Annotated in this window: 19 protein-coding genes; 9 read left to right on the top strand and 10 right to left on the bottom strand. The window is 71.2% G+C overall.

Going from position 1 to position 23,517, the window contains the following annotated elements:
- The first annotated feature begins 1 nt into the window (after nt 1).
- The 3 genes from ACH4YP_RS40715 to ACH4YP_RS40725 all read left to right on the top strand — a co-directional run bounded on the left by ACH4YP_RS40715 (nt 2) and on the right by ACH4YP_RS40725 (nt 2,066).
- Nucleotides 2-358 (top strand): RNA polymerase sigma factor, encoded by a 357-nt coding sequence (locus ACH4YP_RS40715; protein WP_398496172.1) that lies wholly within the window; start codon nt 2-4, stop codon nt 356-358.
- On the top strand, nt 345-1,085 hold the full coding sequence (locus ACH4YP_RS40720) for a hypothetical protein (RefSeq protein ID WP_361061850.1): 741 nt from the start codon (nt 345-347) through the stop codon (nt 1,083-1,085). The genes ACH4YP_RS40715 and ACH4YP_RS40720 overlap by 14 nt, the downstream gene beginning before the upstream one ends.
- A gap of 168 nt (nt 1,086-1,253) precedes the next feature.
- The gene (locus ACH4YP_RS40725; protein WP_398496174.1) at nt 1,254-2,066 is read left to right on the top strand and encodes an SAM-dependent methyltransferase; all 813 of its coding nucleotides are present in this window, start codon (nt 1,254-1,256) and stop codon (nt 2,064-2,066) included.
- Nucleotides 2,067-2,124: 58 nt separating this feature from the next.
- On the opposite strand, the gene ACH4YP_RS40730 is transcribed toward ACH4YP_RS40725, so the two are convergent.
- The 6 genes from ACH4YP_RS40730 to ACH4YP_RS40755 form a co-directional block, all read right to left on the bottom strand.
- On the bottom strand, nt 2,125-4,290 hold the full coding sequence (locus tag ACH4YP_RS40730) for a beta-L-arabinofuranosidase domain-containing protein (protein WP_398496176.1): 2,166 nt from the start codon (nt 4,288-4,290) through the stop codon (nt 2,125-2,127).
- Nucleotides 4,291-4,376: 86 nt separating this feature from the next.
- On the bottom strand, nt 4,377-4,760 hold the full coding sequence (locus ACH4YP_RS40735; protein WP_361061857.1) for an Ig-like domain-containing protein: 384 nt from the start codon (nt 4,758-4,760) through the stop codon (nt 4,377-4,379).
- A 435-nt stretch (nt 4,761-5,195) separates the two neighbouring features.
- Nucleotides 5,196-7,232 carry a glycoside hydrolase family 127 protein gene (locus ACH4YP_RS40740; protein ID WP_398496178.1) on the bottom strand — a complete coding sequence of 679 codons (2,037 nt, stop codon included), beginning with the start codon at nt 7,230-7,232 and terminating at the stop codon, nt 5,196-5,198.
- 120 nt (nt 7,233-7,352) lie between these two features.
- Nucleotides 7,353-8,174: a carbohydrate ABC transporter permease gene (locus ACH4YP_RS40745; protein WP_307531956.1), complete on the bottom strand. Its 822-nt coding sequence runs from the start codon at nt 8,172-8,174 to the stop codon at nt 7,353-7,355.
- 37 nt (nt 8,175-8,211) lie between these two features.
- Nucleotides 8,212-9,177, bottom strand: a complete 966-nt coding sequence (locus tag ACH4YP_RS40750) for a sugar ABC transporter permease (RefSeq protein ID WP_361061862.1) — start codon at nt 9,175-9,177, stop codon at nt 8,212-8,214.
- Nucleotides 9,178-9,413: 236 nt separating this feature from the next.
- Nucleotides 9,414-10,730: an ABC transporter substrate-binding protein gene (locus ACH4YP_RS40755; RefSeq protein WP_398496180.1), complete on the bottom strand. Its 1,317-nt coding sequence runs from the start codon at nt 10,728-10,730 to the stop codon at nt 9,414-9,416.
- Between the two features lie 298 nt (nt 10,731-11,028).
- Between ACH4YP_RS40755 and ACH4YP_RS40760 the strand changes: the two genes are divergently transcribed.
- Nucleotides 11,029-12,057, top strand: coding sequence for a LacI family DNA-binding transcriptional regulator (locus tag ACH4YP_RS40760; RefSeq protein ID WP_398496182.1), 1,029 nt, complete (start codon nt 11,029-11,031; stop codon nt 12,055-12,057).
- Between the two features lie 102 nt (nt 12,058-12,159).
- On the opposite strand, the gene ACH4YP_RS40765 is transcribed toward ACH4YP_RS40760, so the two are convergent.
- Genes ACH4YP_RS40765 through ACH4YP_RS40775 form a run of 3 tightly spaced genes read right to left on the bottom strand, consistent with a single transcriptional unit; the run spans nt 12,160 to nt 14,146 of the window.
- Entirely contained in the window at nt 12,160-12,627 is a 468-nt protein-coding gene (locus tag ACH4YP_RS40765) for a GNAT family N-acetyltransferase (RefSeq protein WP_398496184.1), read from the bottom strand.
- Entirely contained in the window at nt 12,624-13,142 is a 519-nt protein-coding gene (locus ACH4YP_RS40770) for a hypothetical protein (RefSeq protein ID WP_361061873.1), read from the bottom strand. Before ACH4YP_RS40770 ends, ACH4YP_RS40765 begins: the two co-directional genes overlap by 4 nt.
- Nucleotides 13,143-13,180: 38 nt before the next feature.
- Nucleotides 13,181-14,146 (bottom strand): LLM class F420-dependent oxidoreductase, encoded by a 966-nt coding sequence (locus ACH4YP_RS40775; RefSeq protein ID WP_398496186.1) that lies wholly within the window; start codon nt 14,144-14,146, stop codon nt 13,181-13,183.
- A gap of 81 nt (nt 14,147-14,227) precedes the next feature.
- Here ACH4YP_RS40775 and ACH4YP_RS40780 point away from each other — a divergent pair, with 81 nt between their 5' ends.
- From ACH4YP_RS40780 to ACH4YP_RS40800, 5 genes are all read left to right on the top strand, one after another.
- The gene (locus tag ACH4YP_RS40780) at nt 14,228-15,724 is read left to right on the top strand and encodes a metallophosphoesterase family protein (RefSeq protein ID WP_398496188.1); all 1,497 of its coding nucleotides are present in this window, start codon (nt 14,228-14,230) and stop codon (nt 15,722-15,724) included.
- 135 nt (nt 15,725-15,859) lie between these two features.
- Nucleotides 15,860-16,225, top strand: a complete 366-nt coding sequence (locus ACH4YP_RS40785; RefSeq protein WP_359718653.1) for a cupin domain-containing protein — start codon at nt 15,860-15,862, stop codon at nt 16,223-16,225.
- Nucleotides 16,226-16,396: 171 nt separating this feature from the next.
- Nucleotides 16,397-18,721 (top strand): tetratricopeptide repeat protein, encoded by a 2,325-nt coding sequence (locus ACH4YP_RS40790; protein WP_398496191.1) that lies wholly within the window; start codon nt 16,397-16,399, stop codon nt 18,719-18,721.
- Nucleotides 18,718-19,932: a hypothetical protein gene (locus ACH4YP_RS40795; protein WP_398496193.1), complete on the top strand. Its 1,215-nt coding sequence runs from the start codon at nt 18,718-18,720 to the stop codon at nt 19,930-19,932. Before ACH4YP_RS40790 ends, ACH4YP_RS40795 begins: the two co-directional genes overlap by 4 nt.
- Nucleotides 19,929-21,251, top strand: a complete 1,323-nt coding sequence (locus ACH4YP_RS40800; protein WP_398496195.1) for an alpha-glucoside ABC transporter substrate-binding protein — start codon at nt 19,929-19,931, stop codon at nt 21,249-21,251. The genes ACH4YP_RS40795 and ACH4YP_RS40800 overlap by 4 nt, the downstream gene beginning before the upstream one ends.
- A gap of 86 nt (nt 21,252-21,337) precedes the next feature.
- Here ACH4YP_RS40800 and kstD read toward each other — a convergent pair whose 3' ends face one another.
- The gene (kstD, locus tag ACH4YP_RS40805) at nt 21,338-23,140 is read right to left on the bottom strand and encodes a 3-oxosteroid 1-dehydrogenase (protein WP_398496197.1); all 1,803 of its coding nucleotides are present in this window, start codon (nt 23,138-23,140) and stop codon (nt 21,338-21,340) included.
- Nucleotides 23,141-23,517: the final 377 nt, after the last annotated feature.

The following is a 23,517-nucleotide window of genomic DNA, read 5'->3' on the forward strand; positions in this document are numbered from 1 at the left end:
GGTGCTGGCCAACCAGGCCCGCAGTCAACGGCGTTGGGCTCGGCTGTTGATGCGGGTGGCCGAGCGGGCGGAGCCTGATCCGCCGCCCGCCGCCGACCCGTACGGCGCCCGAGAAGGGGACGACGGCCTCACGGCAGCCCTCGCACAGGCCTCGGACACCGACCGGGAACTGCTGCTGCTCGCGTACTGGGACGACCTGTCCCGCAGCGACATCGCGACCGTGCTGGGCATCTCCGTCGGCGCCGTCGACACCCGCCTTCACCGGGCCAGACAGCGGCTGCGTCAACGCCTCGCCGCGGCGAACCCGCACCAGGATCCGGCAGATCCAGCAAAGGAGAAGGACCATGCTGAGCGATGACGTGCTCGATCGAATGCTCCGTAGCAGCGATCCGGATCGCGCCGACGCGGCCACGGACCCCAACTCGCCTGCCGCGGAACGGATTCTCGCCCAGGTACGCCGACGCACCCGGCAGCGGCGCAGGCGCACCCTCATCGTGGCGCCGGTGGTGGCGCTGGTCGTGGCGGGCGCGACCGCGGGGACGTACGCCTGGGTGGCAGGCGACGGCAGAGGACACACTCTGGACTCGACGGGGCTGGTCTGCGTAGGGCCGGGCCAGGGGGATGCGGTCGTCGGCTTCGACCCCGGAACCGACGATCCGGTGGCCACGTGCCGGGAGGCGTGGTCCGAGATGTCCGGCCGGTCGGCACCCGAGGCACTCACCGCCTGCGTCGACAGTTCCCAGCAGGGTTCCATCAAGGTGTACCCCGGTGGCAAGGACCAGTGCGCACGCCACCGCGCCGACCCCTACCTCGGGCCGACCCGGGAACAGCTCGCCCTCTCCCGCCTCCGTGCCGACCTCAAGGAACGCTTCGCGGACCGCACCTGCATCCCCCACCCCGAGCTCAGGAAGGTGATGAGCGAGCTCTTCACCCGGTACGGCCTCGACGGCTGGAAGGCACGCCACTTCCAGACTGCCGACAAGGAACCGGAAGGCCCCTGCGCGGACATCAGCTTCATCGATGAACCGGAACGCGTCATCTGGCTCGGGGATCACAAGAACGGCACCCTCGTCCACTGGCCGTAGGACGTCGCACAGACGCCGGACGCCGGACGCCGGACGGACGAGCGAGCCGAATCCCGGGACTCCTTGATCAAGGAGCGGCACAATGGCGGGCAACACAAGGGTCCGATGTCGCCCCGGCGGCCGCACACACCCAGGACGCCCGACGTGTTGTCCGGGGAAGGGAAAGACATGAGTGAAGCCCCGACCCCGTCCAGTGGTTCGGCACGGCTGAACACCGGGGTGGCGCACAACGCGCGGGTCTGGAACTACTGGATCGGTGGGAAGGACAACTACGAGGTCGACCAGGCGGTGGGTGACCAGGTCGCCGGTATGTTCCCCGTGATCCGGGAAGTGGCCCGCGCGGACCGTGATTTTCTGGGCCGCGCGGTCCGGCATCTGGCCGGCGATCTCGGGACGCGGCAGTTCCTCGACATCGGCACCGGACTGCCCACCCTGGACAACACCCACGAGATCGCGCAACGGATCGCCCCCGAGTCGCGGATCGTCTACGTCGACAACGACCCCATCGTGCTCGCCCACGCCCAGCCGCTGCTGACCAGCACGCCCGAGGGCGCCACGGACTACATGGACGCCGACATACACCACCCGGAGACCATCATCGAGCGCGCCGGAGCGACGCTCGACCTCGACCGGCCCGTCGCGGTCATGATGCTGGGCATCCTCAACTTCGTCCTCGACACCGACCGGGCACAGGACATCGTGCGGCGGGTCATGGCGACGGTACCGTCGGGCAGTTGGCTGGTCCTGACACATCCCACCACCGACGCCGAACTCGGCGGCGAGGGCAACATCCCGGCCATGAAGTTCTGGAACGAGAACGCCACCCCGCCGATCACCGCCCGCAGCCGCGCACAGATCACTGCCTTCTTCGAGGGCCTGGACCTCCTAGACCCGGGCCTCGTCTCCTGCGCGCGATGGCGTGCCGAGTCCGACAGCCCTGCCCTGGTCCCCCAGTTCGGCGCGGTGGCCGTGAAACCCTGACCAGTGAGCTGGCCCTGTTTCGATGGCTTTCGATGGCCTTCGCTGGCCTTCGAGGGCGTCAGTTCCTCAGGTTCGCCCCGACCGCCGCCGCGACGACACGGTCCCGTTCGGTGCGCGTGAACAGCCCGCCTGACAGCCAGGTGTCGGCGAGGGCGCGCACCGCCCCGACGAAACGGGCGGAGGTCTCGAAGGGCGCCTGTGCCCAGAGCACGTCGAGGAAGGTCAGGCCGTCGGCGCGAGCGCGATTGGGTACGCCCGAGTCGGCTGCCCCGAACACGACCACGGGCTCGGAACGCCTGAAGTAGGCGTGGTACCGGGTGTCGTCCCCAACGAAGAACGGCGCCAGGGTCAGGCCGTGCGTGCTGAAGTGCATCGGCCGCCCCTCGGGACGGATCGCGTCGGCGAGGTCGCCCCGGAGTCTGAAGTTCTTGTAGAAGGAGAACACGCGGAACGCCTGTTCCGGGCTCTGGGCGACGAGCAGCACAGGACCGTGGAACACCGACTGGACGGTGGGGTCGTCCAGCGCCCTCTCGATGCGCAGACGGTACGGGGCTGAAACGCTGACCCGGTCACCGCGCTGCCAGTTCCTGCTCAGCGTGAGGTAGCTGCCGGGTTCGGCGACGACCCGCTGCCGCACCCCGTTGACCGTAACGGTGAAGCCTCCCGTGGCCCAGGACGGCACCCGGAGTTTCAGGTCGAGTGGGCCGCCGCCCTCACGGAACGTCAGGGTGCGTACGCCCTCGGCCGGGTAGTCGCTCGTCTGCTCGACGACTAGGCCCCGCTCCGGCCACCGCAAGGTCGAGGCGAGGTACAGGTTGACGTACAGCGCGCTGCCGTCGGCGGAGCGGAAGTACACCGAGTCCTGGTACTTGGTGTGGTTCTCCATGCCGGTGCCGCCGCAGCAGGTGCCCGTGTTGTCGTACTCGCGCACAACCCCCGGTCCCATTCCCACGAAGTAGGTGACGAGGGGGCTGGTCGTGCTGCGGGTGTCCCGGCGGGAGGCGAGGATGTGGTTGGTCAGGCCTCGCTCGTAGTAGTCCATGTAGGCGGGGTCCGGCTCGTGGAAGAACAACTGCCGGCTCAGTTTCAGCATGTTGTACGTTGCGCAGGTCTCGGCGTTCTTGTCGTCCAGGGTGGCCGCTATGGCATTCCGGGCCCGGAACATCTCGCCCTGGCCCGTGCCGCCCAGGCTGTACATCCGGGGGCCCGCGACCATGCCCCAGAAGTTGCGGGCAGCGGCGGCGTACTCCTCCTCCCCCGTGTGGTCGAAGAGCCGCAGATAGCCGGTGAACTGCGGGATGTGCTGGTTGGCGTGCCGGCCGTCGAGGATGTCGCGGTCCTCCGCGCAGGCGTCCAGCAGAGCGGTGTTGTCGAAGCAGCGGGCGGCGGCGAGGTGTTCCGCCCGGCCGGTGAGGGCGTACAGGTCCGTCATCACCTCGTTCATGCCGCCGTACTCGCCCGCGATGTAGATCGACCACATGCGCTCCAACTGGGCCTTCGGCAGTCGGCCGAGTCGGCTGTGCACCCAGTCGCCCATCTTCGAGACGATCTCCAGGGCCTGGGCGTTGCCGGCCAGGGTGTGCGCGTCGAGGAGACCGCGCATGATCTTGTGGCAGGTGTAGTACGGGGCCCAGATGGTGGGGTACGTCGTGTAGCTCTCCAGCAGGATGAACTGCGTCTCCGGATACGCCGCCAGGTAGCCGGGGTGGCTCGGTCTCGGCGAGCCGCTCTGTGCCAGGGCCTGCTGGCATTCGCCGAGCGCGCCGACCAACTGGCCGAGCTTGGTCTTGAGGGCGGACTCCCGTGTGTCGGCGTACGCCTGGGCGATGAGCGTGAGGAAGTGGCCGCCGTAGTGGCCGCGCAGGTTGCCGTCAGAGGTCTCCCAGCCGCCGGGCGGCCGGGCCCCACGGGTGTCGAGTCCGGCGTTGGCCCGGAAGACGGCCAGGATACGGTCGGCCGGGTAGCTCCTGGCGTAGTCGAGCATCAGGTCGCGCTTCTGGCGGAACACCCCGTTGCCGAGGGCGACTTGATCCAGCGCGAAGGGGATGACGGACCAGGTCGGCGGGGCGGGCACCTTGGCAACGGTAGTACCCCGGGCGGCGATCGGCACCGGGGCAGTATCGGCGGCGGCATGCGCCGAGGTGGTCCCGTGTACGAGCGGAACGGCGGCCGTCCCGGCTGCGAGCGTCAACAGACGGCGGCGGGTGGGGGGTTGGGAGGTCATGCTCGGACTCCGATCGTCGGTACGTATGGGGCGACGGCGGGGAACGGCGACCGCTCTGTCACGGCGGAGCGGTCAGGACGAGGCGGTCACGGCGGAGCGGTCACGTTGGTCGTGGCTGTGGCGCGGTAGGTGGTGCCGTCCACGGTTCCCTTCACCTCGAAGGTCCCCGGCCGGGCGTACCGGTCCGGATCCACCGGGTCCCAAGTGACAACGATCCGGCTGTCCTTGGAGCCGTCGTTGTAGGTGGCGACCACGGTCGCCGGAAGCCGGGGCGCCGTGCGTCTTCTCGATGTTGCCGTCCGGCACGTCCAGGGACGGCAGGTTCTTTGCCCACCAGCGGTTGTAGGTCTGCACGTGGTGCCGGAAGGCGGCGGGCGCGCTCGCGGTGCGCAGGGAGTCGTACTCCGGTCGCGAGTGGGCCATCTCCTCGGTGACGAAGCCGAGTTGGACCTTGGTCGTGACGGTGCCACCGGTTGGGACCGCGACGGCTCGCGTCAGGGCTTCGCCGTCGGGAATGGGGGCCACCAGCCCGGTCGCCTCGTGGGTGAACTCGCCGCGCCAGTAACTGGGCGTCTGCGTCCGGGCGGTGGTGTTCTCGCGGAGGGTGAGGTTCTCGCCGTCCACGGTCAGGGTGATGGTGTACGCGGGCCGGTTGTCGATGCTCTCCCAGTAGGCGGCCTTGCCGCCGAACCCGAGTCGGGAGGGGTTGTGTTCCTTCATGAACACGGCCCGGCCCCGGGTGAACAGCCAGGGGCCGGACGGGTCTTCGCCTTTGCGGGCCAGCATGCGGTCCATCCACAAGTCGGTGCCGTTCCCGGCCTTCCGGTCGGCCTCGTACTGGGCGTGCATCGTGCGACGGACGGAGAAACCCGCCGGTAACTCCGGTACGGGCGGTCTGGGCACCGCTACCTCCCTGTGGGGGTGCTGTCCGGCTCGGCGGGGCGGTCCTGTTCCTCGGGGTCCAGGTCCGAGGTTCGGTCCCGGTCCGCGGTGGGCAGCCACACGCGCATCGACGAGGGGCCTCGGCCGGCCCAGGAGTGATAGGGCACGAGCACGATCCCCGTACGGTCGGTGTCCGCCGCGAGGGGAGTGTCGAGCGGCTCGTACGGCCAGGCCGTGTCGGTCACCTCGGCGTGTGCGACGAGTTCCCCGGGGACGACGACGGTGGTACCCGCGGCTTCCGACTCTCCCGGTCCACCTGGTCCATCCGGTCCGTCCGTCGGCCGGGCGGACGGGTCCACCCGTATGGCGTCGACTTCGTGGCCGTCCGGCAGGTCAACGGACTCGGCGCAGTACACCAGCGGCCCGCGCTCGACGGCCGCCGTGCCGCGAATCGCGTCGATGCGCGGATCGGGGCGGGTCCAGCGCGGGACCACGGGCAGTTCGAGCCGGATCTCGTCACCCGGCCGGAAGACCCGGGTGACCTCGGCCGTGCCCGGGGCGACGGCGCGACGTGCCCCGTCCGGGTCCACCAGCCACGTGGTGGCGCCCGTCGTCCACGCGGGGACGCGCAGCGACAGGGTCCAGGGCCGGTCGGGGGACCTGCCGATCCGTACCACCACGTGCCCGCCGGAGGGGTAATCGGTACGGACGCGCAGCGCGACGCCTTGGCCGTCCGCGAGCGCGGTGGTGATCTCCGAATCGGCGTACTGGTGCAGCTGCACGCCGTGGTCGTCCGCCGTCGCCAGATACCCGGGCAGCTGGGCCAGGGTCCGCGCCACGTTGGTGGGGCAGCAGGACACCGCGAACCAGGGCGCGCGCAGGCTCGACTCGGCGCGCGGGCTGTCGGTGTCCATGGCGGGTGTGGTGCCGCGGCGGCGACGGTGCAGGGTGTTGGCGTAGAAGAAGGCCCGGCCGTCGTCGGACGGGGAGGTCGCGATCACGTTGAACAGGGTCCGCTCGGCCAGGTCCGCGAAGCGCGGTTCGCCGGTGGCGAGCAGCAGCCGCCAGCTGAGCATCAGGGAGGCGACTCCGGCACAGGTCTCCGAGTAGGCGCGGTCCGGCGGCAGTACGAAGTCGTCGCCGAAGGCCTCGTCGCGGTGGTGCGAGCCCATGCCGCCGGTCAGATAGGTCCGCCGGGCGACGGTGGCCTCCCACTGCCGTACGACGGCGGCGAGCAGGGCTTCGTCCCCGGTCTCCACGGCCACGTCGACGGCGCCCGCCGCGAGGTAGAGGGCGCGAACGGCGTGTCCGCGCAGCACGGTGGCGTCCCGGACGGGCGTGTCGTCCTGGTAGTAGGCGCGGCCGAACTCCGGATCGGCGAGGGTGCCGTGTCCGCGGCGGTCGACGAAGAGCGCGGCCTGGTCGAGGTAGCGCTGCTCCCCCGTCAGTCTGGCCAGCTCCACCAGGGCCATCTCGATCTCCGGGTGACCGCAGACGCGCTCGATGCCGCCCCGGCCGAAGGTCGCGCACACGTGGTCGGCCGCCCGTCGGGCGATCTTCGCCAGCTCGCCCTCGCCCCGGGCGCGGGTCTGGGCCACGCCCGCCTGGACGAGGTAGCCGTAGCAGTACAGCTCGTGGCCCCATTCGAGGTCGCTGTAGCGGGGCTCCTGGCCCGGGCCGCCGAAGGCGGTGTTGAGGTAGCCGTCCGGGTGCTGGGCCGGTGCTATGGCCTCTGTGAGCGCGGCGACCTCGGCGTCCAGCGAGGCGCCCGCGCCGTGCCCGGCGGCCTCCCAGGCCATGGCCTCGATCAGCTTGTAGACGTCGGCGTCGGTGAACTCGCGGCCCCGCCGGTCCCGGTGGATCCGGCCCTCGGCGGCGGCCCGGAAGTTGCCGGTCCAGCCGACGCGTTCCATCCAGTCGCGGCAGTGTCCGAGTGTGGCGGTCGCGTTGATGTGGCGGCGTCGGGCCCAGAAGCCTCCGGTGATCCTGACCTCGTCGAGACCGAGCGGCCGCAGCCTGCCCCGGGTCGGCGCCACCGGCAGGACGGATGACCGTGCCATGTTCTCCCTCACCAGTTCATGCCTTCGGTTCGTCCTTCCGGTTGTCCGTTCGGGTCGGTGCCGGTCCGAACGGGTCTGTTCGGGTCGGTGTCACGGCGGTTCAGGGGTCTGCGAGGCACGTCAGCCCTTGAGCGCGCCGGACATGAAGCCGCGTATGTAGTGCCGTTGCAGCAGCAGGAAGAGGAGCAGGCAGGGGACGGCGAGGACCACCACGCCGGCCTCGGTGGCGCCGTAGTCGACGGCTCCCATGCTCTGCTGGCGCAGGTTCGCGACGGCCAGCGGCAGCGGCGCCTTCTCGCTGTCGGAGATGAGGATCAGCGGCGCGATGAAGTCGTTCCAGGCCGCGAGGAACGCGAAGAGCCCCACGGTGATCAGCCCCGGCCGCACCGCCGGCAGGAGGACGCGGCGCAGCGCGCCCGCCGTGCCGCAGCCGTCGACGAGCGCCGACTCCTCCAGTTCGCGCGGCACCGCTTCGAACGAGATCCGCATCATGAAGGTGGCGAACGGCAGCTGGAACATGGCCAGTACGAGGCTCAGCCCGACCAGCGAGTTCTGCAGGTGGAGCCTGCCGAGCAGCACGTACAGCGGGATGAGGAGGGTGGCGTACGGGACCATGAGGATGGCCAGGGTGAGCAGGAAGAGCAGGTTCTTGCCGGGGAAGTCGAAGCGGGCGAAGGCGTAGCCGCCCAGCAGTGACACTCCGAGGGTCAGGGCGACGGTGAGCGCCGACACGACGGTGCTGTTGAGGAGATAGCGCCACAGGCCGGCGTCGTAGTCGAGGAGCGTGCGGTAGTTGCCGAGGCCGTGGCCGGATTCCTGCGCGGTGCCCGGCTGTCCGCTGACCGAGGCCCAGGCGTTCCACACCAGCGGGAACAGGAAGATGACGGCCAGGCCACCGGCGACGACGTAGTAGGGCGTCCGGCCGAGGGCGCGGGTGAGCACGGTGGTGTCCCCTCTCATGAGGCTCATGAGGCGGCTTTCATGACTCGTCGGCGCGGCGCAGACCGCGGAACTGGAGGACGTTGAGCAGGAGCAGCACGGCCAGCACGATGATCGAAAGAGCGGCGGCCGTACCGAGGTTCAGGCGCTGGAAGGCCTCGCGGTAGATCAACTGGACGACGGTGACCGTGCTGTTGTCCGGTCCGCCCTTGGTGAGGATGAAGAACTGGTCGAAGGCGAGCAGCGATCCGGTCACGCAGAGCAGCAGACACAGGGCGAGGGACGGGCGCAGCAGCGGCAGCGTGATGGAGCGGAAGATCTGGCCGCGGCTCGCGCCGTCCATCCGGGCCGCCTCGTACACCTCGTGGGGGATGCGCTGGAGGCCCACGAGGAGGATCAGCATGTAGAAGCCGGCGAACTTCCAGACGATGAGGAACACCGTGGAGAGCAGGGCCGAGGTCGATGTCCCCAGGAAGGACACCGGGTCGTCGACCAGACCGAGGCTTTCCAGGATGCTGCCGAGCGGGCCGGTGGTCGGGCTGTACAGGCCCCAGAAGAGCAGGGACGCGGAGGCCAGCCCCAGGGCGCTGGGCAAGAAGTAGACCGTGCGGAAGAAACCCGCGCCGGGGCGGAACTCCTGCACCAGCAGGGCGAGAAGGAGCGCCAGTGCGAGCAGTACGACCGTGACGATCACGGTGTAGAGGAGGGTGAAGCGGACCGCCGGCCAGAACAGGGTGCTGTCGGCGGCGTCGGTGTAGTTCTCGGGGGCGTTGACGCCCCGGTCTCCCGCGAGCAGCGGCCAGTCGCTGAGTGACATCTGCCCGACGAGCAGCAGCGGCAGTACGAAGAAGACCGTGACGAACACGGCCGTCGGGGCCGCGTAGGCGAGACCCTGGGCCTTGCGGGACGCCCACCACCGGCGTGCGGGTGTCCGCCGGGGGCGGGTCCGGCGCTCCGGCGGGCTCCGGTGCGTGGGCGCCGTTCGGTCGGCCGCCTTCACCTGCATGGCTCTCCTCTGCCGTGCGATGTGGTTGGAGTGGATGGGATCAGCCTTGTGGCCCAGAGCCGTCACCGTGAGCCGCGGATGGGCGTCACCGTGAGCCGCGGGTGGGCGTCACCGTCAGCCGCGGGTGGCCGCGACCGTGAAGCGGCGGGTCGGTGGGGGCTGGTCGCGCGGTTCGCCGCGCCCCTGAGGGGCGGGACGGGGCTGCGCCCCTGCCTCTCAGCGCCGCAGGTGACCGCTCAGTCGGCCAGGGAAGCGCTGACCGCCTCGTTGTCCTTCTCGACCTTCGCCCCGTCGCCGAAGACCGCGTTGCGCATCAGGGTCAGCCAGGGGCCGTTGGGGTCGTTGAAGGTCTGGCCGAACTTCAGCGCGTACGGGGTGTGGCCCTCGGCCACGAGTTCGTTGATCGTCACGAGCCGTGGATCCGCGTCGGAGTACTTGTTGGACGCGAGATCGGTGCGGGCCACCACGTCCTTGTTCGCGGCGACGACGTCGACCTGCGCCTTGTCGCCGAGGGACCAGGCGAGGAAGTTCCAGGCCTGGTCGGCCGACTTGCTGGTGGCGGAGATGCCGATGGCGTCGCCGCCGACGAAGGTGGACTTGCCGCCGTCGGGCCCGGGGATGGGCGCGACACCGAGGTCGAGGTCCTTGGGCATCAGCCCGAGGGTGGTCGACGGCATCGGCATCACGCCGACCTTGCCCTTCGGGAAGACCCCGGTCCAGGTCGTGCCCGTCTCGTCGCGCGCGCCGGGGGCCACGATGTCGTCGTCCACCCAGCCGCGGTAGGTGTCGTAGACCTTCTTCGCGGTGTCGGAGGAGAGCTCGGACTCGGTTCCCTCCTTGTTCAGCACCTCGTCGCCCGCGGCCCAGATGGACGGCCACCAGGTGAAGACACCGCAGCCGCCGCAGTTGCCGCCGAAGAAGGTGCCGTTGACGCCCTTGCCCAGCGCGTCCACGGCCCGTGCCTGCCGGTCCCACTCGCTCAGGCTGGTCGGCGGCTTCTCGGGGTCGAGCTTCGCCTGCTTGTAGAGCTCCTTGTTGTAGAAGAGCACCGACAGATCGAGGGTGTGCGGCACGACGTACTTCTTGTCCTCGTACGTACCGGCCTTGATGTGCGACTGGGCCAGTTCGTCGGCGAAGGGAAGGGCGTCCACGCGTCCGGTGATGTCGGCGAAGAGGCCGCTGGAGGTGTAGTTCGGGACGAACACCACGTCGGAGGCGAAGAGGTCGGGCAGGTCCTTGGACCCGGCGGCCGCGCCGACCTTGGCCTGGTAGTCGTCGGTGGGTATGACGGTCAGCTCGATCTCGTTCTTGTGGCTCGCGTTGTACGCCTTGACCAGGGCCTCGCTCTGCGGCCTGGTCGCCGCACGGGTCCACATCGTCAGCTTGGCGCCGTCGTCGGCGCCCGTGGCGTCCGCCGCTCCGCCCCCTCCCCCGCCGCCCGAGTCGTCCTCCCCCGATCCGCATGCGGTGACCATGCTCGCGGCGGCGAGCAGTGCGACGGCACCGGTGACGAGGCGGCGTGTGTGTCCAAGCGGTCCGGCCGTGCTCCCCATGGTCGATCCCCCTCGTGTGCGGCGGGCCCAGGGCGGGCCGGCCGGTCGGGACGATGGATGTGGTGGCACTGAACTCTGCGAAGAACTCTGCGAAGGAAACTAACCCGAAAAGGTTTTCTGCGACGCTAGGACGCGACTCACCACCCGTCAATCCCCTTGTCGGTAACGGCTGATGGGGATCCCTCGAAGCCAGGAAGGCATCGGGACCGAAATGCTTTCGCGTACTGTTTTCCGGGCGGCGTGCACCCTCGACGGCGTCGGCACGTGACGCGTGAGACGCGAGACAGGAGCAACCTCCATGGCACAGGCCACCGGCCCCTCTCGTTCGCAGCCCGCCACGCTCAGCGACGTCGCCCGGCTGGCGGGCGTGTCCATCGCCACCGCTTCCAAGGCCCTCAACGGCCGCAGTCAGGTGCGTGCGGAGACGAGACAGCGGGTGATCGCGGCGGCCGAGCGGTTGTCGTTCCGGCCCAATGAGGTGGCCCGGGGCCTGTTGGCCGGGCGGACGGGCACGGTCGGTCTGCTCACCAGCGACCTGGAGGGCCGGTTCAGCATTCCGATCCTCATGGGCGCCGAGGACGCGTTCGGCGCCGGCGAGGTCGCAGTGTTCCTCTGCGACGCCCGTGGTGACGCGATCCGCGAGCAGCACCATGTCCGCGCGCTGCTCGGCCGCCGGGTCGACGGCCTCATCGTGGTGGGCAGCCGCACCGACCCTCGTCCGTCACTGGGCCGCGAACTGCCCGTCCCCGTCGTCTACGCGTACGCGCCGTCCGAGGATCCGGCGGATCTGTCCATCGTCCCGGACAGCGTGGGCGCCGGCCGGATGGCGGTGAAGCATCTGCTCGCCTGCGGTCGTACGCGGATCGCGCACATCACCGGTGACCCCGGGTACCTCGCCTCGCAGGAGCGGTCCGAGGGGGCGCTGACCGCGCTCGCCGACGCCGGCCTCGCCCTGGTCGGCGAGCCGCGGTTCGGGGTGTGGTCGGAGGGCTGGGGCCGGGCGGCCACCGCGATGCTGCTCGACCAGCACCGGGACGTGGACGCCGTCCTGTGCGGCAGCGATCAGATCGCGCGCGGTGTCATGGACGTACTGCGTGAGCGCGGCCACCGTGTGCCGGAGGACGTGGCGGTCATGGGTTTCGACAACTGGCAGGTCCTGACGTCCGCCTCCCGGCCACCCCTGACGAGCGTCGACATGAACCTGGAACAGGTCGGCCGCGCCGCCGCGCACGCCCTGTTCACCGCGATCGCCGGGACGCGGCGCCCGGGGGTCGAGACCCTGCCCTGCCGGGTGGTGATCAGGGGATCGACGGCGCCCCTTTCCTGAGCGGGAAGAAACCGGCCCGCGGCGGGCGGGCCGGCGGTTCGGCCGTTCGGCGGTTCAGTCGTTCGGCCGTTCACTCGTTCAACGGCACGGCGGCTCGTAGTCTCAGCCCTGCACCGCCAGGAAGTAGCGGAGTTTCTCCTTGGCTCGTGCGCCGAGGCGGTCGTAGAAGCGGATCGCGCCCTCGTTCCACGCGGGGGTCTGCCACTGGACCTCGGTCACACCGAGGTCCCGCGCCTCGGCCACCACGGCTTCCATCAGCGCGGCGCCGAGGCCGAGTCCCCGGTTGCCGTCGCGAAGGAAGAGGCAGTCCATGGTGAGGTACTCGCGGCCCTCCCAGGTGGAGATCTCGGGTGCGCAGGTGGCGTAGCCGACGACCTCGCCGTCGGGCAACTCCGCCACGAGGCACCTCAACCGCGGTGCCGGCGTGCCGAAGAGGAGTACCTGGAGCCGTTCGGCGAGGTCGGGGACGGGTGGTGCGGACTTCTCGTACGAGGCGTGCTCCGCGGCCAGTTCGGCGACACGCGGCAGGTCGGCGGGGCGGGCGTGCCTCACACGTGGAGCGCCCGTCATCGGACGTCCCCTGCCATGGTGTCCGCACCCCACACGGCCAGCCGGTCCGCCACCGGGCCACTGCCGTCGAGGACGTGCCGCGTGAACGCGTCGCGCTCATGGGCCAGGACGGCGGCCTCCCAGACACAGGGGGCGAGCCCCACCCGCCCGGGCCGCAGCAGGTCGGGCTGACCGGCCGGGCCGGAGAAGACCGCCAGGTCGGACATGTACCCCTCGATCCAGTTGCAGACGAGGACATAGTCCCCGTCGCCTCCCGCGTGCACGAGCAGGACGGCGAGGCCCAGCGACCCCCGGGCACGCCCGAGCGCCAGCTGCGCTCCGGCAATCCGCAACGCAGCCGCCTCGTCCCGCTCCGTCACGACGCGCCCCGGCGCCTCGATCGCGTACACCTTCACCACATGCCCACTGGCCTCGCGGGTGCCCAACGCCCGTGTCCCGCGCGCGTGATACCCCTCGGCCAGCGCGAGCAGCGCCTCCGCGTCGACCGCCGTCGGGAGTTCCTCACGATCACTCATACGGCCATGATGCCGGGGGCGGACGTCGTCCGTCTCCCTCACTCGGACACCAGGTCCGCCAACGCCGTCAGCGTCCGCTCCCCCGCCGGGTCGCCCGCCGTGGCGGGGACCAGCGCGATCTCGTCAAGACCTGCCTCGGCGTACGCGTCGATGCGGGCGCGGACGGTCGGGCCGTCTCCCACCAGGGCGAGCGCGTGGGCGGCCTCCGGCGGGAGCGCGGCGAGGAGGGTGTCCTGGGTGGCACCGGACCGGGCCAGGTCGACCGCCTCGCCGAAGCCGGCCGCGGCGAACACCTCGTTGTATCCCGGGACGGTCAGATAGCCGACGATGCTCCGCAGGATCTGCCGGAAGGACTCGGCCTCGGGGTCGACCGCCGCGGGCAGCCAGGCGGCCAGCCGGGGCGGCGTCCGGCCGGCAAGCTCGGCGGCCGCGGTCAACTTGGCTCGCAGGGCGCGGACTTGCTCCGGGGAGACGACGTCGAGCAGCATCCGGTCGGCGTGCGCGGCGGCCACGGCGATCGCCCGGTCCCCGAACGCCGCCACGGTGAGCGGGCCTCCGGGCGGCCGCTGACGTCGGCGGAAGGTGCTTCCGGGCACGATCGCCTCGCCGGGTTCGCCGTGCAGGAGACCGCGTACCGTCTCGGCGGATTCTGCCAGTGCGGCGGCGGGCCGGGTGCGAGGCCGGCCATGGAGGCCCTCGACCACCCGCTTGCTGGACGTCCCCAGCGCCACCCCGACCGGACGGGCGATCACCGCTGCGGCCGACGCCGCGCCCCTGGCGATCGTCAGCGGGTCCCGTACGGAAACGGGAACCGGCCCGGCGGTCAGCGTGACGCGCTCGGTGCCGAGCCCGATCGCCGTGGCGAGTACGAACGCGTCCCAGGTGGGCCCCTCACCGGCCCACACCTCGCGGTATCCGAGCCGGTCGGCGAGCGCGGCCACCCGCAACGGCTCGTCGACCGGGCTGTCGTCCTCCCGCGCCGCGGCAACCACGCTGATGTCCATACACGTCACGGTAGTTGGTGCCCGCCCCCGCTCGGCCGCCCCACGTGGATCATCGTACGAGGGCGTTGTTACCGTGCACCGATGTCACACTCTTCACGCGACACCGCCGAGGGCGCCGGCTGGGGCACAGCGGAACGCGGCGACTACAAGCAACTGATGCCGCACCGGGTCGAGAAGCTCTCCTGGCTCAACCCGAAGACGCTCTGGCCCGCCCGCAACGGCGTACTGGCCTCCTGGTTCGGCGACCCGACCGGGCGGACCCGCAGCCGCTGGGTGGAGCAGCGGACAGTCGCCGGAGCACCCGCCGACAAGGTGGTCCGGCGCGACGATCCGGACCACTTCTCCTTCATGGTCATCGGGGACACGGGAGAGGGCGACGACCCGCAATACGCAGTCGTGCCGGGCTTTCTGAAGGTCAGTCAGGACACACGGTTCGCGGTTCTCGCCAGTGACGTGGTCTATCCGGTCGGCACCGCCGACGACTACGGCACGAAGTTCCACCGCCCGTACAAGGACTACCAGGCACCCATCTACGCGATACCCGGCAACCACGACTGGTACGAGGACCTCCAGGGCTTCATGCGGGTCTTCTGCGAGGCCCCGCCTCTCATGCCGGAAGCCGCGCCCCGCCCGCTGACGCCCGCCTGGCTGCGGTCACTGCTGTGGCACAAGCCGCGTAGCACCGACGAGCAACGCCTCGCCGAGGCACGGAAGTTGCGCTCGGCGCCGGCGCAACAGGCCGTGCAGCCCGGCCCGTACTGGGCCGTCGACGCCGGGCCGGTGCGCATCATAGGTATAGACACCGGCCTGCTCGGAACTGTCGACGCCGAGCAGGGCCGCTGGCTCCGCGAGGTGTCCGAGGGAGACACCCCGAAGATCCTCGTCACCGGTTCGCCCTTGTACGTGGACGCCGAGCACCACCCCTGCCCGATAGACGGCGGCGGAACCGTCGACGACATCGTGCGCGACCCGGACCATCACTACGTGGCCGCGATAGGCGGTGACATCCACAACTACCAGCGCTATCCGGTGACGGTGGACGGCCGCACCATCCAGTACGTGGTCGCCGGCGGCGGTGGAGCCTTCATGCACGCCACCCACACCGTCCCGCGCGTCTCCGTCGCCGGTGTCAGCGAGGACGACTTCCGCTGCTATCCGCTGCGCGGCGACTCGCTCGCCTTCTACAGCAGGCTCTACGGACGCCGGCTGCGCATGCGGCGCTTCTTCACCCTCACCGAGGCCCAGGCCACCGCCGTCATCGCGGAACGGCTCGGCATCCGCCCGACCCGCGCTCAGGCCTCGCCCGTTCACGTCACCCTGCGTACCCGCCTGGTCGCGAGCCTGCTGGGCGCCGGGGGCCGTCCGGACCGCACCTCCCGCTTCCGCCTCCCCGTGCGCAAGGCGTACACGCAGCTGCTGTCCCCGGGCTCGGCGACGTACAGCCCGCCGTTCTTCAAGTGTTTCCTGCGCCTGGACGTCACTCCGGACTCGGTCCGGTTGCGCTGCTTCTCGGCGACGGGCAATCTCCAGCAGGAAATCGACCCGCCGGTCGAGGACGAGGTGACCATCGCCCTGTAGAGGGGCTTCCGTCCCCCGAATGGCGGAGTCGGGCGGACGGGCAGACGATGGAGACGAGGGGTACGGCCGGGTCGTCGCGAGGCGGTGACCGACCGCCCGCCGATGCTGCGCAAGGCCAGATGGGAAGGAGCCGTCATGATCGAGGTCAAGGCGGTCGAAAAGCCGGACGAGCGGCGCGATTTCCCTCGCGGCCACCTCGAAGCGGTCCACCTCACCGGGCTCGACTTCGCCGTGGCGACGTTCGAACCGGGCTGGCGCTGGTCCGAGTCCGTGGCTCCGATCGCGGGCACCGAGAGCTGCCAGGTCCATCACAACGGTTACGTCGTCGAGGGCCGGATGCGGATCCGTATGGACGACGGCGCCGAGAGCGAGGTCGGCCCCGGCGATGTCTTCGTCTGCCCGCCCGGTCACGACGCCTGGGTCGTGGGGGACGAACCCGCCGTGGTGTACGACTTCGCCGGAGGCATGGCGACGGAGTACGCGAAGGCCAAGGAGGGCTGATCCAACGGGCCGGCGTGTGCCCGGCGTTCGAGCAGGGGGCCGACGCCGGCCCGAGGTCACGCACGGAAGCCATGACCCGAGAGAGCGGGACGCCTCCTCGGGTCACTTCCGCACATCATCTTCGCCTCGCCCCGCAGCCATTCAGGGCCCCCGCGTCTATTCTGAGGACGCATGGACGGGGCTGCGGGCAGAGGTGCGACCGGTGAACCGCCGGAATCCAGCGAGCCGTTCTTCATCGCGCCACAGCAACCGGTGATCCTGCGGGCCGCGCGCGTCGAGTTGCCCGAGGAGAGTCCCGACCCCGTCCTGCTGCCCTCGATCACGCTGCTGGAGCGCGCCGCGTCCCGCGGGAGCGACCCGGAGGGGCTTCCGCTGCCGCCGCCGCACATGCTCGCGGGGCAGTACCGGATGATCCGCCCGCTCGGCTACGGCGGCATGGGCGAGGTGTACCTCGCGCTCGACACCAAGGTCGACAACCGCGAGGTGGCCATCAAGGTACTGCGCGGCGAGCAGGCGGCGGCCGCGGCGGAGGCCCTGGCCCAGGAGCGGCGGGCGCTGGTCGACCTCAGCCACGACGACATCATCCGCGTCTTCAACTACGGGCACCATCCCGAGATCGGGGACTTCCTCGTCCTCCAGTACGTGGACGGGCTCACCCTGGAGGAGGTGCGGGCGCGGGCGCAGGTGAACCCGGGGGAATTCGGCGGCGGCCGCTTCCACGAGTTCGTACTCGCCTACGGGATACGGCTCCTGGCCGCGCTCGGGTATCTGCACGGCGACTGGCCCGGCAAGGTCTACGGCGACCTCAAACCGGACAACGTCATGCACGACGGCACCACCACGAAGATCATCGACGTGGGAAGCGTCCGCATGGCCGGTCTGCCCGGCCACACCACGGAGGGGTACCGCGCCCCGACCGCCGGCCGCAGCGGTGAATCCACCGGCCAGGACGACCTGTTCAGCCTGGGCGAGACGCTGCGGCGGCTGAGCGGCCTCGGCGGGTCGCCTGACGACCTGGCGGAACTCGGCCACCTGGACGTGATCGGCGGGCTCGGCGCACCGTGCGGCGAGCCCGAGACCGCGCGGGCCCGTCCGATGACGGCACCCCCTCCCGTGGGGCTCGGTCTGGTGTCGCTCGCCCGGGTGCTGCACCGCGCGACCCGGAGCGAGCGGGCCGAGCGGTTCGCCACCGCACGGGAGATGGAGGAGCAACTGCGCGGAGTCTTCCGGGAGTTACGGTCGCTGCGGACCGGCCTGGAGACCTTCGAACCGTCGCCGCTCTTCCTCCAGTCGTCGTACGCGCTGGACGCGGCGCTCGGGTCGGCGCCGCCCCTCGCCCGGTGGGCCACGCCGGACGCTCCCGCCCCGTACGCACCGCCGTCGCCCTCCGAGGCCGCCCAGCGGCTGCCCGTACCGCGGCCCGACCGGCACGACTACCACCACGCACAGTTGAGCAGGCTGGCCGACGCCGCGCCGGAGGCTCTGCTGCAGCACACCGGGGACTGGCGCGACTCACCGGAGGTGCATCTGCTGCGCTGCCGCCTGCGGTTGCGCGGTGCCGGAGGCGGTACAACGGCCGCCGAGAGTGAACTGCGGTCCGCCGAGGCGCTGATCGGGGCCGAGCGCGCTCCTCACGACTGGCGGCTCGGCTGGCACCGAGGGCTGCTCGCACTCGGCCGGGACCAAGCGGCCGCGGCCCGGCGGCACTTCGACGAGGTGTTCGCGGCGATCCCGGGCGAGTACGCGCCGAAGCTCGCGCTCGGCTACTGCGCCGAGCGGCTCGGCCGGTGGCAGGAGGCGCTGACGTTCTACGAGGCGGTGCGACTGCGCAACCCGTCGCTGGGCAGTGCGGCGTTCGGCGCGGTACGGGCTCGCCTCGCGCTGGGCGGAGAGCGGGCGTGGGACGACGCCGTGCGGGCCCTTGACGTGGTGCCGCAGCATTCACGGCACCGAACTGCCGCGCGCACGGCCGCCGTTCGTGTCGGCGTCGAGCACGTGCGGACCGCCGAGCGCCCGGACGAGGTGACCGAGCGGCTCCGCGAGGTGCTGGAGCGGCTGGCCCGGCTCTTCCACGCGCACGGGCTGACGGACGAGCAGGCCAGGGTCCGTATGACGGCTGAGGTGTGGGAGGCCGTGCAGGGCTCGCTCGCCCGGGGGGCCCTCGACTCGGCGGGCCTGGCCTCGCTGGCCGCGGGCGCCGACGAACGGCTCGGCCTCCCGCCCGACGGGCCCGGTCTGCGCAAGGCCCTCTCCCGCCTCTATCTCACCCTCGCCCACCAGGCCGCCCGTTCCGCCTCGCCCGAGGACGCGGCCGTCGCCGAAACCCTGCTGGACCGCGCCTACGAGGTCCGCCCGCTCGCCTTCCGACACCACAGGGACAGCCCATGGCTCGGAAAGAGAGTCACGACCTGGCTCCGGTCGATCGCCCGTACGCCGACACCGCCACCCCTCCCGGTGCCGGCACCGGGGAAGAGCACACGGACGGTCCGCGAGTGACTGGAGCCGCGCCCACGCAGCCCGCTGAGAACGCTGCCGCGCCGCCCGCACGGGTCCTGCGCACCGCGTGGGCGGCACGCCTCGTCACGGCCGAACTCGCCCGCAGGGTCTGGCTGTTCGTGTGGCCGTCGGCGGCCGGCCGTCGCAACCGCGCGTATCTGCGGGAGCGGCTCGTCGCGCTGCCGCTGCTCGCCGTGGTGGCGTTCGGGGCGCTCGGGTGGGCGTACTCGGGTGTGCGGGACGACTCCGCGTACGTGCGGGAGCGGCTGGCGCCCGCGCTGGTCGGTCTCGCGAACGCCAAGGCATCGCTGTTCATCGCGCAGGGCGAGGCGGAGGAGAACCTCGCCGAAGGACGGGCGGCCGAACTCAGCGGGCTCAGCGAGCGGTATCGCACACGGGTGGCGCGGGCCACACAGAGCCTGAACCAGGTCACGCGCAGCGGAGCCCTGACCGTGGCCGAGGAACAGGAACTGCGCGTGGTGTCCGCGCTGGTGGTGGACTACACGGGCTGGATCGGCCGGGCGCAGAACCACGTGGCCGACCCCGTGCTGCGGGACGCCGAGCTCACGTACGCGCGCAGCATGCTCTGTTCGACGCCGGTCGCCGTCGCGGACCGTCAGGACCGCTATCCACCGTGCCGTGCGACGGTCGGTTCCGCCGCGACCTCGATCGTGGACCGAGTGGCCGGGCTCGAACGGCAGTTGCGCGAGCGGCTCGTGGACAGGGCCGCCTGGAGCGGGCCCGTGCTCGTCGCCGCCGTGGTCTGCGGACTCGCCCTCGTGCTGCTCGCCGCCGGGCTCTGGCGCACGGTGTCGTTCCTGCGGCGCCGGTTCCGGATCCGGCTCAGTGTTCCGCTGGCGGTCGCCGCTCTGCCGCTCCTCGCCGTACCGCTCCTGACGACCGACGCGCTGCTCGCGCAGCACGCGCAGAAGGAGGCGGTCCCCGTGGCGGACGCACTCGCGAAACGGACCTCGCCCCAGACGGAGACGATCGCGGAGGAGCGTCCGTTCGACGGTCCGGACCCGCGGTCCATCGAGGTGCTGGAGGCGCGGATCGACGACGGGCTGTCCAACGGGCGGCTCGCCTTCCTGGACGGGGTCGCGCCCTTCGTGTTCCCCGCGGGCCTGGTCGGCGCGGTCGTCGCAGGCGGTGCCCTGCACGCGTACCGTCGCGAGTATCTGGTGGTCGCCCGCCCGGGAGCCGTGTCGTGAACCGTGCCGAGTGCCGCGCCGAGAGCCGGCCCGTGAACCGTGCCGTCGGCCGTGTCCTGCGCGTCCTCCTCGCGGTCTGTCTGCTCACCCTGGTCCCCGGCTGTACGTCGGACACCCCCGACCCGCTCGTCGTGCTGGGCCCGTGGACCGGCGAGGAGGGCAAGGCATTCGAGGCGGCTCTGAACCGGCTCGACGACGGAACCGGCAGGACGTACACGTACGAGGGCACCCGCTCGCTGCGCGAGACGCTCGTCTCACAGCTGGAGGCGGACGCCCCGCCGGACGTGGCGATCCTCAACAGCATCGGCGAACTCACCGAGTACGCGCGCCGCGACGAGCTGAAGCCGCTGGTCGAGGAGACCGCCGAACGCGCGTACCCGCCGTGGGCTCCGACTCTCCTGGTGGACGGCAGGCGCCGCACGTACTGGGTGCCGCTGAAGGTCGATCTGAAGAGCCTGGTGTGGAGCAAGGAGGGCACGTCCAGCGATGATCCGACCTGGTGCGTGGGACTCGCCTCGCAGGCCACCTCGGGCTGGCCGGGCACCGACTGGGTCGAGGACATCCTGCTCCACCAGGCGGGCCCCGCCGTCTACGAGGAGTGGGCCACCAGCAGGCTCGGCTGGCTCAATCCGGCGGTCCGGCGGGCCTGGACGACCTGGGCCGAGCTGCTCGGCGACCGCCCGCCGAAGTCGATCGAGCGGTCCCTGACCACCTCGTACGAGGGTGTGCCCGGTCCGGGCGGGCCCCGCGGCCTGCTGGACTCCCCCGGCTTCGACTGCGCGTACGAGCATCAGAGCGCCTTCATCCGGTACCTGTACGCGAGTGAGGACGTCCGTGTGGAGCCGTCGGCCCGGTTCCTGGGCGGACGGGCCGAGTACCGCGACGCGTACGAGGTCGCGGGCGACATGGCTGCCGTCTTCAGCGACGATCCGGCGGCCCAGGAGCTGGTGGAGCGGCTGTCGAGCCCGGCCGGACGCAAGCGCTGGCAGGCGGAGGCGGACCCGGGGGTGCGCCCGCTGTTCCCGAACACGGCCGGTCTGCCGCCCTCGGTGCCGACGAACCCCGTCGAGCAGGAGATCGACGACCTGCTCAACTCACGCGCCCGTACGCTCTGTTTCGACGCCTCGGACGTGATGCCGCCGGAGCTCAGGGACGCCTTCCACCGCGCGGTCCTGGAGTTCTTCCGGGACCCCTCGAAGGGGCATCTCGACTCGCTGCTGCGGCAGTTGGAGACCGTGCGTGTCGAGGTGGACGAGGAGTCCGCCGACGGGCGCTCGTTCCGGCCGCCCGAAGTCATCTGTGCGAGCTCCGGCGGGTGAGCCGGCCGGGTCTGTCCGGGCGGGCTCGACCGCCGGGGCTCGCACGGGGTGCGGGGACGCGCTTCCCGTGGATCGTGTCCCGTGGTTCAGGCAGTGGCACCTGCCGCGATGTCCCGTGCCGCGATGTAGCCGAAGGTCATCGCCGGTCCGATCGTCGAGCCCGCGCCGGCGTAACTGTGGCCCATGACCGCCGCGCTGGCGTTCCCGGCGGCGTACAGGCCGGGGATGACGGATCCGTCCGGGCGCAGCACGCGGGCCCGGGCGTCCGTGCGCAGACCGCCCTTGGTGCCCAGGTCACCCGGGACGATCTTGAAGGCGTAGTAGGGGGCCAGCCACAGAGGTGCCAGGCAGGAGTTCGGGAGGATCGCGGGGTCGGTGTAGTAGTGGTCGTACGTGCTGTCGCCGCGGTGGAAGTCGGTGTCCGTGCCGTTGCGGGCCAGGCCGTTGAAGCGGTTGACCGTGGCCCGCAGGGCGGCGGCGGGCACGCCGATCCGTGCGGCGAGGGCGTCGAGGGTCCAGGCCTTGTGGGCGGCGCCGGACGTGTACCAGGCGTCGGGGAACGTGAACGTCGGCGCGACGTCCCTGAACAGGTAGCGGTTGCGGTAGTTCTGGTCGACGATCAGCCAGGCCGGGATGTCCGGGTCGGTCTGGTTGCGTTCGTACATGGTGTGCACGACATCGCTGTAGGGGGCGGCCTCGTTGACGAACCGGGCGCCGGCCGCGTTGACGAGGAGCCCGCCGGGCAGGGTGCGTTCGGCGAGACAGAAGTAGGGCTCGCCGGGCAGCGGGATCGCCGGGCCCCACCATGCGTCGTCCATCAGGTCGAGCGCGGCACCGGCCCGGCGGCCCGCCTGGATTCCGTCGCCGGTGTTCTCCTTGGCTCCGACGGTCCACTCGGTGCCGATGGGCTGTTGCTGGTACTGGGCGCGCATGGCCGCGTTGTGCTCGAAGCCGCCGGAGCCGACGATCACTCCGCGCCGGGCCCTGATCAGGCCCGGGGTGCCGTTCTTCGTGACGACCGCTCCCGCTGTGACTCCGTTCTCCGTGTACAGGTCGGTGAGCGGGGTGTTCAGCCAGACCGGCACCTGGGCGGCGAGCAGTCCCGCGCGCAGGCCGGCCGCCAGTGACTGGCCCATGGTGAGGGGCTTCTGGCCGAGGAGGGCCGCCCTGGTGCCGCGGGCCAGGCATTCGGTGGCGACGGCGGCGCCCTTCACACTGACCGCGGAGAGCGCGAGCCACTTGTAGTCGGCGCTGAAGACGACCATGCCACTGGGAACCGTCAGGTACGGCGGGTTCAGCCGGGCGAGTTCGGCTCCGAGGATGTTCCCGTCGAGCTGGGCGGGTTCGATGGAACGGCCGCCGGGCAGCCCGCCGGGCAGCTCCGGGTAGTAGTCGCTGTACCCCTCCATCCAGCGGAAGCGCAGCGGGCTGTTGGCCAGTACGAAGGAGATCATGGCCGGGCCCTGTCCGAGGAAGGCCTGCCGGCGTTCCGCGGAGACGTCCGGGCCGACCACCGCGGCCAGGTAGGCGGCGGCCTTCGCCGGGGTGTCGGGAACACCGGCGGCGAGGATCACCGAGTTGTTCGGGATCCAGATTCCCGCGCCGGAGCGCGCGGCCGAACCGCCGAAGGTGGCCGCCTTCTCCACGACGACGCAGCTCAGTCCTTGTTTCGCGGCCGTCAGCGCGGCGGTCATCCCCGCGGCTCCGGATCCGATCACTACGACGTCGTACGTGCCGAGCAGGGGCAGTTCGGCCGCGTCGGCGGCGCTCGGGAGGCCGGCCGCGAGGGCGAGCCCGCCCGCCGTCGCGGCGCCGAGCACCCGGCGCCGCGACGGGCCGGGCTGTGGGGGTGTTTCGGTACCTCTCGCAGGGTCCGCGGTTGTCGACATGGCAGCACTCCAACAGGGCGATGGAAGATGAGGACGTGCTGTGCCCCGGGAGGCAACTGGCCTGTGGCGTCCCGGTTCTGATGCGGAGTCAGGAATCTCGCGCGAGGGTCTTGTGAAGTCAAGGGGTACGCCGGCCCGCGACCGGCCCGGTCACTGACGGACCACCGCGTCGGGGGCTCGCATCCTGACAGATGACAGGGACCGGCAGGCGGGTGGAGTCCGTACGTTCGCGGGAGACCACCGAGACCAGGGGGAGTGCGTGCCGTGATCAACAGAGTTCGCAGAATCCGAGGAACCGCAAGAGCAGGAACCGGAAGAACAGGGTACGGAAGAACAGGGTCCGGAAGAGCGGGGTGGGGAGAACGGTCATGGGGCCG

The sequence above is a fragment of the Streptomyces sp. NPDC020747 genome, assembly GCF_044334695.1.
In the GTDB taxonomy this organism is placed as follows: Bacteria; Actinomycetota; Actinomycetes; order Streptomycetales; family Streptomycetaceae; genus Streptomyces.

What these genes read in the sequence shown, in the direction of transcription:
- ACH4YP_RS40720 (WP_361061850.1), top strand. Translation starts at nt 345, where the DNA reads ATGCTGAGCGATGACGTGCTCGATCGAATGCTCCGTAGCAGCGATCCG.
- ACH4YP_RS40725 (WP_398496174.1), top strand. Translation starts at nt 1,254, where the DNA reads ATGAGTGAAGCCCCGACCCCGTCCAGTGGTTCGGCACGGCTGAACACC.
- ACH4YP_RS40730 (WP_398496176.1), bottom strand. Translation starts at nt 4,290, where the DNA reads ATGACCTCCCAACCCCCCACCCGCCGCCGTCTGTTGACGCTCGCAGCC.
- ACH4YP_RS40740 (WP_398496178.1), bottom strand. Translation starts at nt 7,232, where the DNA reads ATGGCACGGTCATCCGTCCTGCCGGTGGCGCCGACCCGGGGCAGGCTG.
- ACH4YP_RS40750 (WP_361061862.1), bottom strand. Translation starts at nt 9,177, where the DNA reads ATGCAGGTGAAGGCGGCCGACCGAACGGCGCCCACGCACCGGAGCCCG.
- ACH4YP_RS40755 (WP_398496180.1), bottom strand. Translation starts at nt 10,730, where the DNA reads ATGGGGAGCACGGCCGGACCGCTTGGACACACACGCCGCCTCGTCACC.
- ACH4YP_RS40760 (WP_398496182.1), top strand. Translation starts at nt 11,029, where the DNA reads ATGGCACAGGCCACCGGCCCCTCTCGTTCGCAGCCCGCCACGCTCAGC.
- ACH4YP_RS40765 (WP_398496184.1), bottom strand. Translation starts at nt 12,627, where the DNA reads ATGACGGGCGCTCCACGTGTGAGGCACGCCCGCCCCGCCGACCTGCCG.
- ACH4YP_RS40770 (WP_361061873.1), bottom strand. Translation starts at nt 13,142, where the DNA reads ATGAGTGATCGTGAGGAACTCCCGACGGCGGTCGACGCGGAGGCGCTG.
- ACH4YP_RS40775 (WP_398496186.1), bottom strand. Translation starts at nt 14,146, where the DNA reads ATGGACATCAGCGTGGTTGCCGCGGCGCGGGAGGACGACAGCCCGGTC.
- ACH4YP_RS40780 (WP_398496188.1), top strand. Translation starts at nt 14,228, where the DNA reads ATGTCACACTCTTCACGCGACACCGCCGAGGGCGCCGGCTGGGGCACA.
- ACH4YP_RS40785 (WP_359718653.1), top strand. Translation starts at nt 15,860, where the DNA reads ATGATCGAGGTCAAGGCGGTCGAAAAGCCGGACGAGCGGCGCGATTTC.
- ACH4YP_RS40790 (WP_398496191.1), top strand. Translation starts at nt 16,397, where the DNA reads ATGGACGGGGCTGCGGGCAGAGGTGCGACCGGTGAACCGCCGGAATCC.
- kstD (WP_398496197.1), bottom strand. Translation starts at nt 23,140, where the DNA reads ATGTCGACAACCGCGGACCCTGCGAGAGGTACCGAAACACCCCCACAG.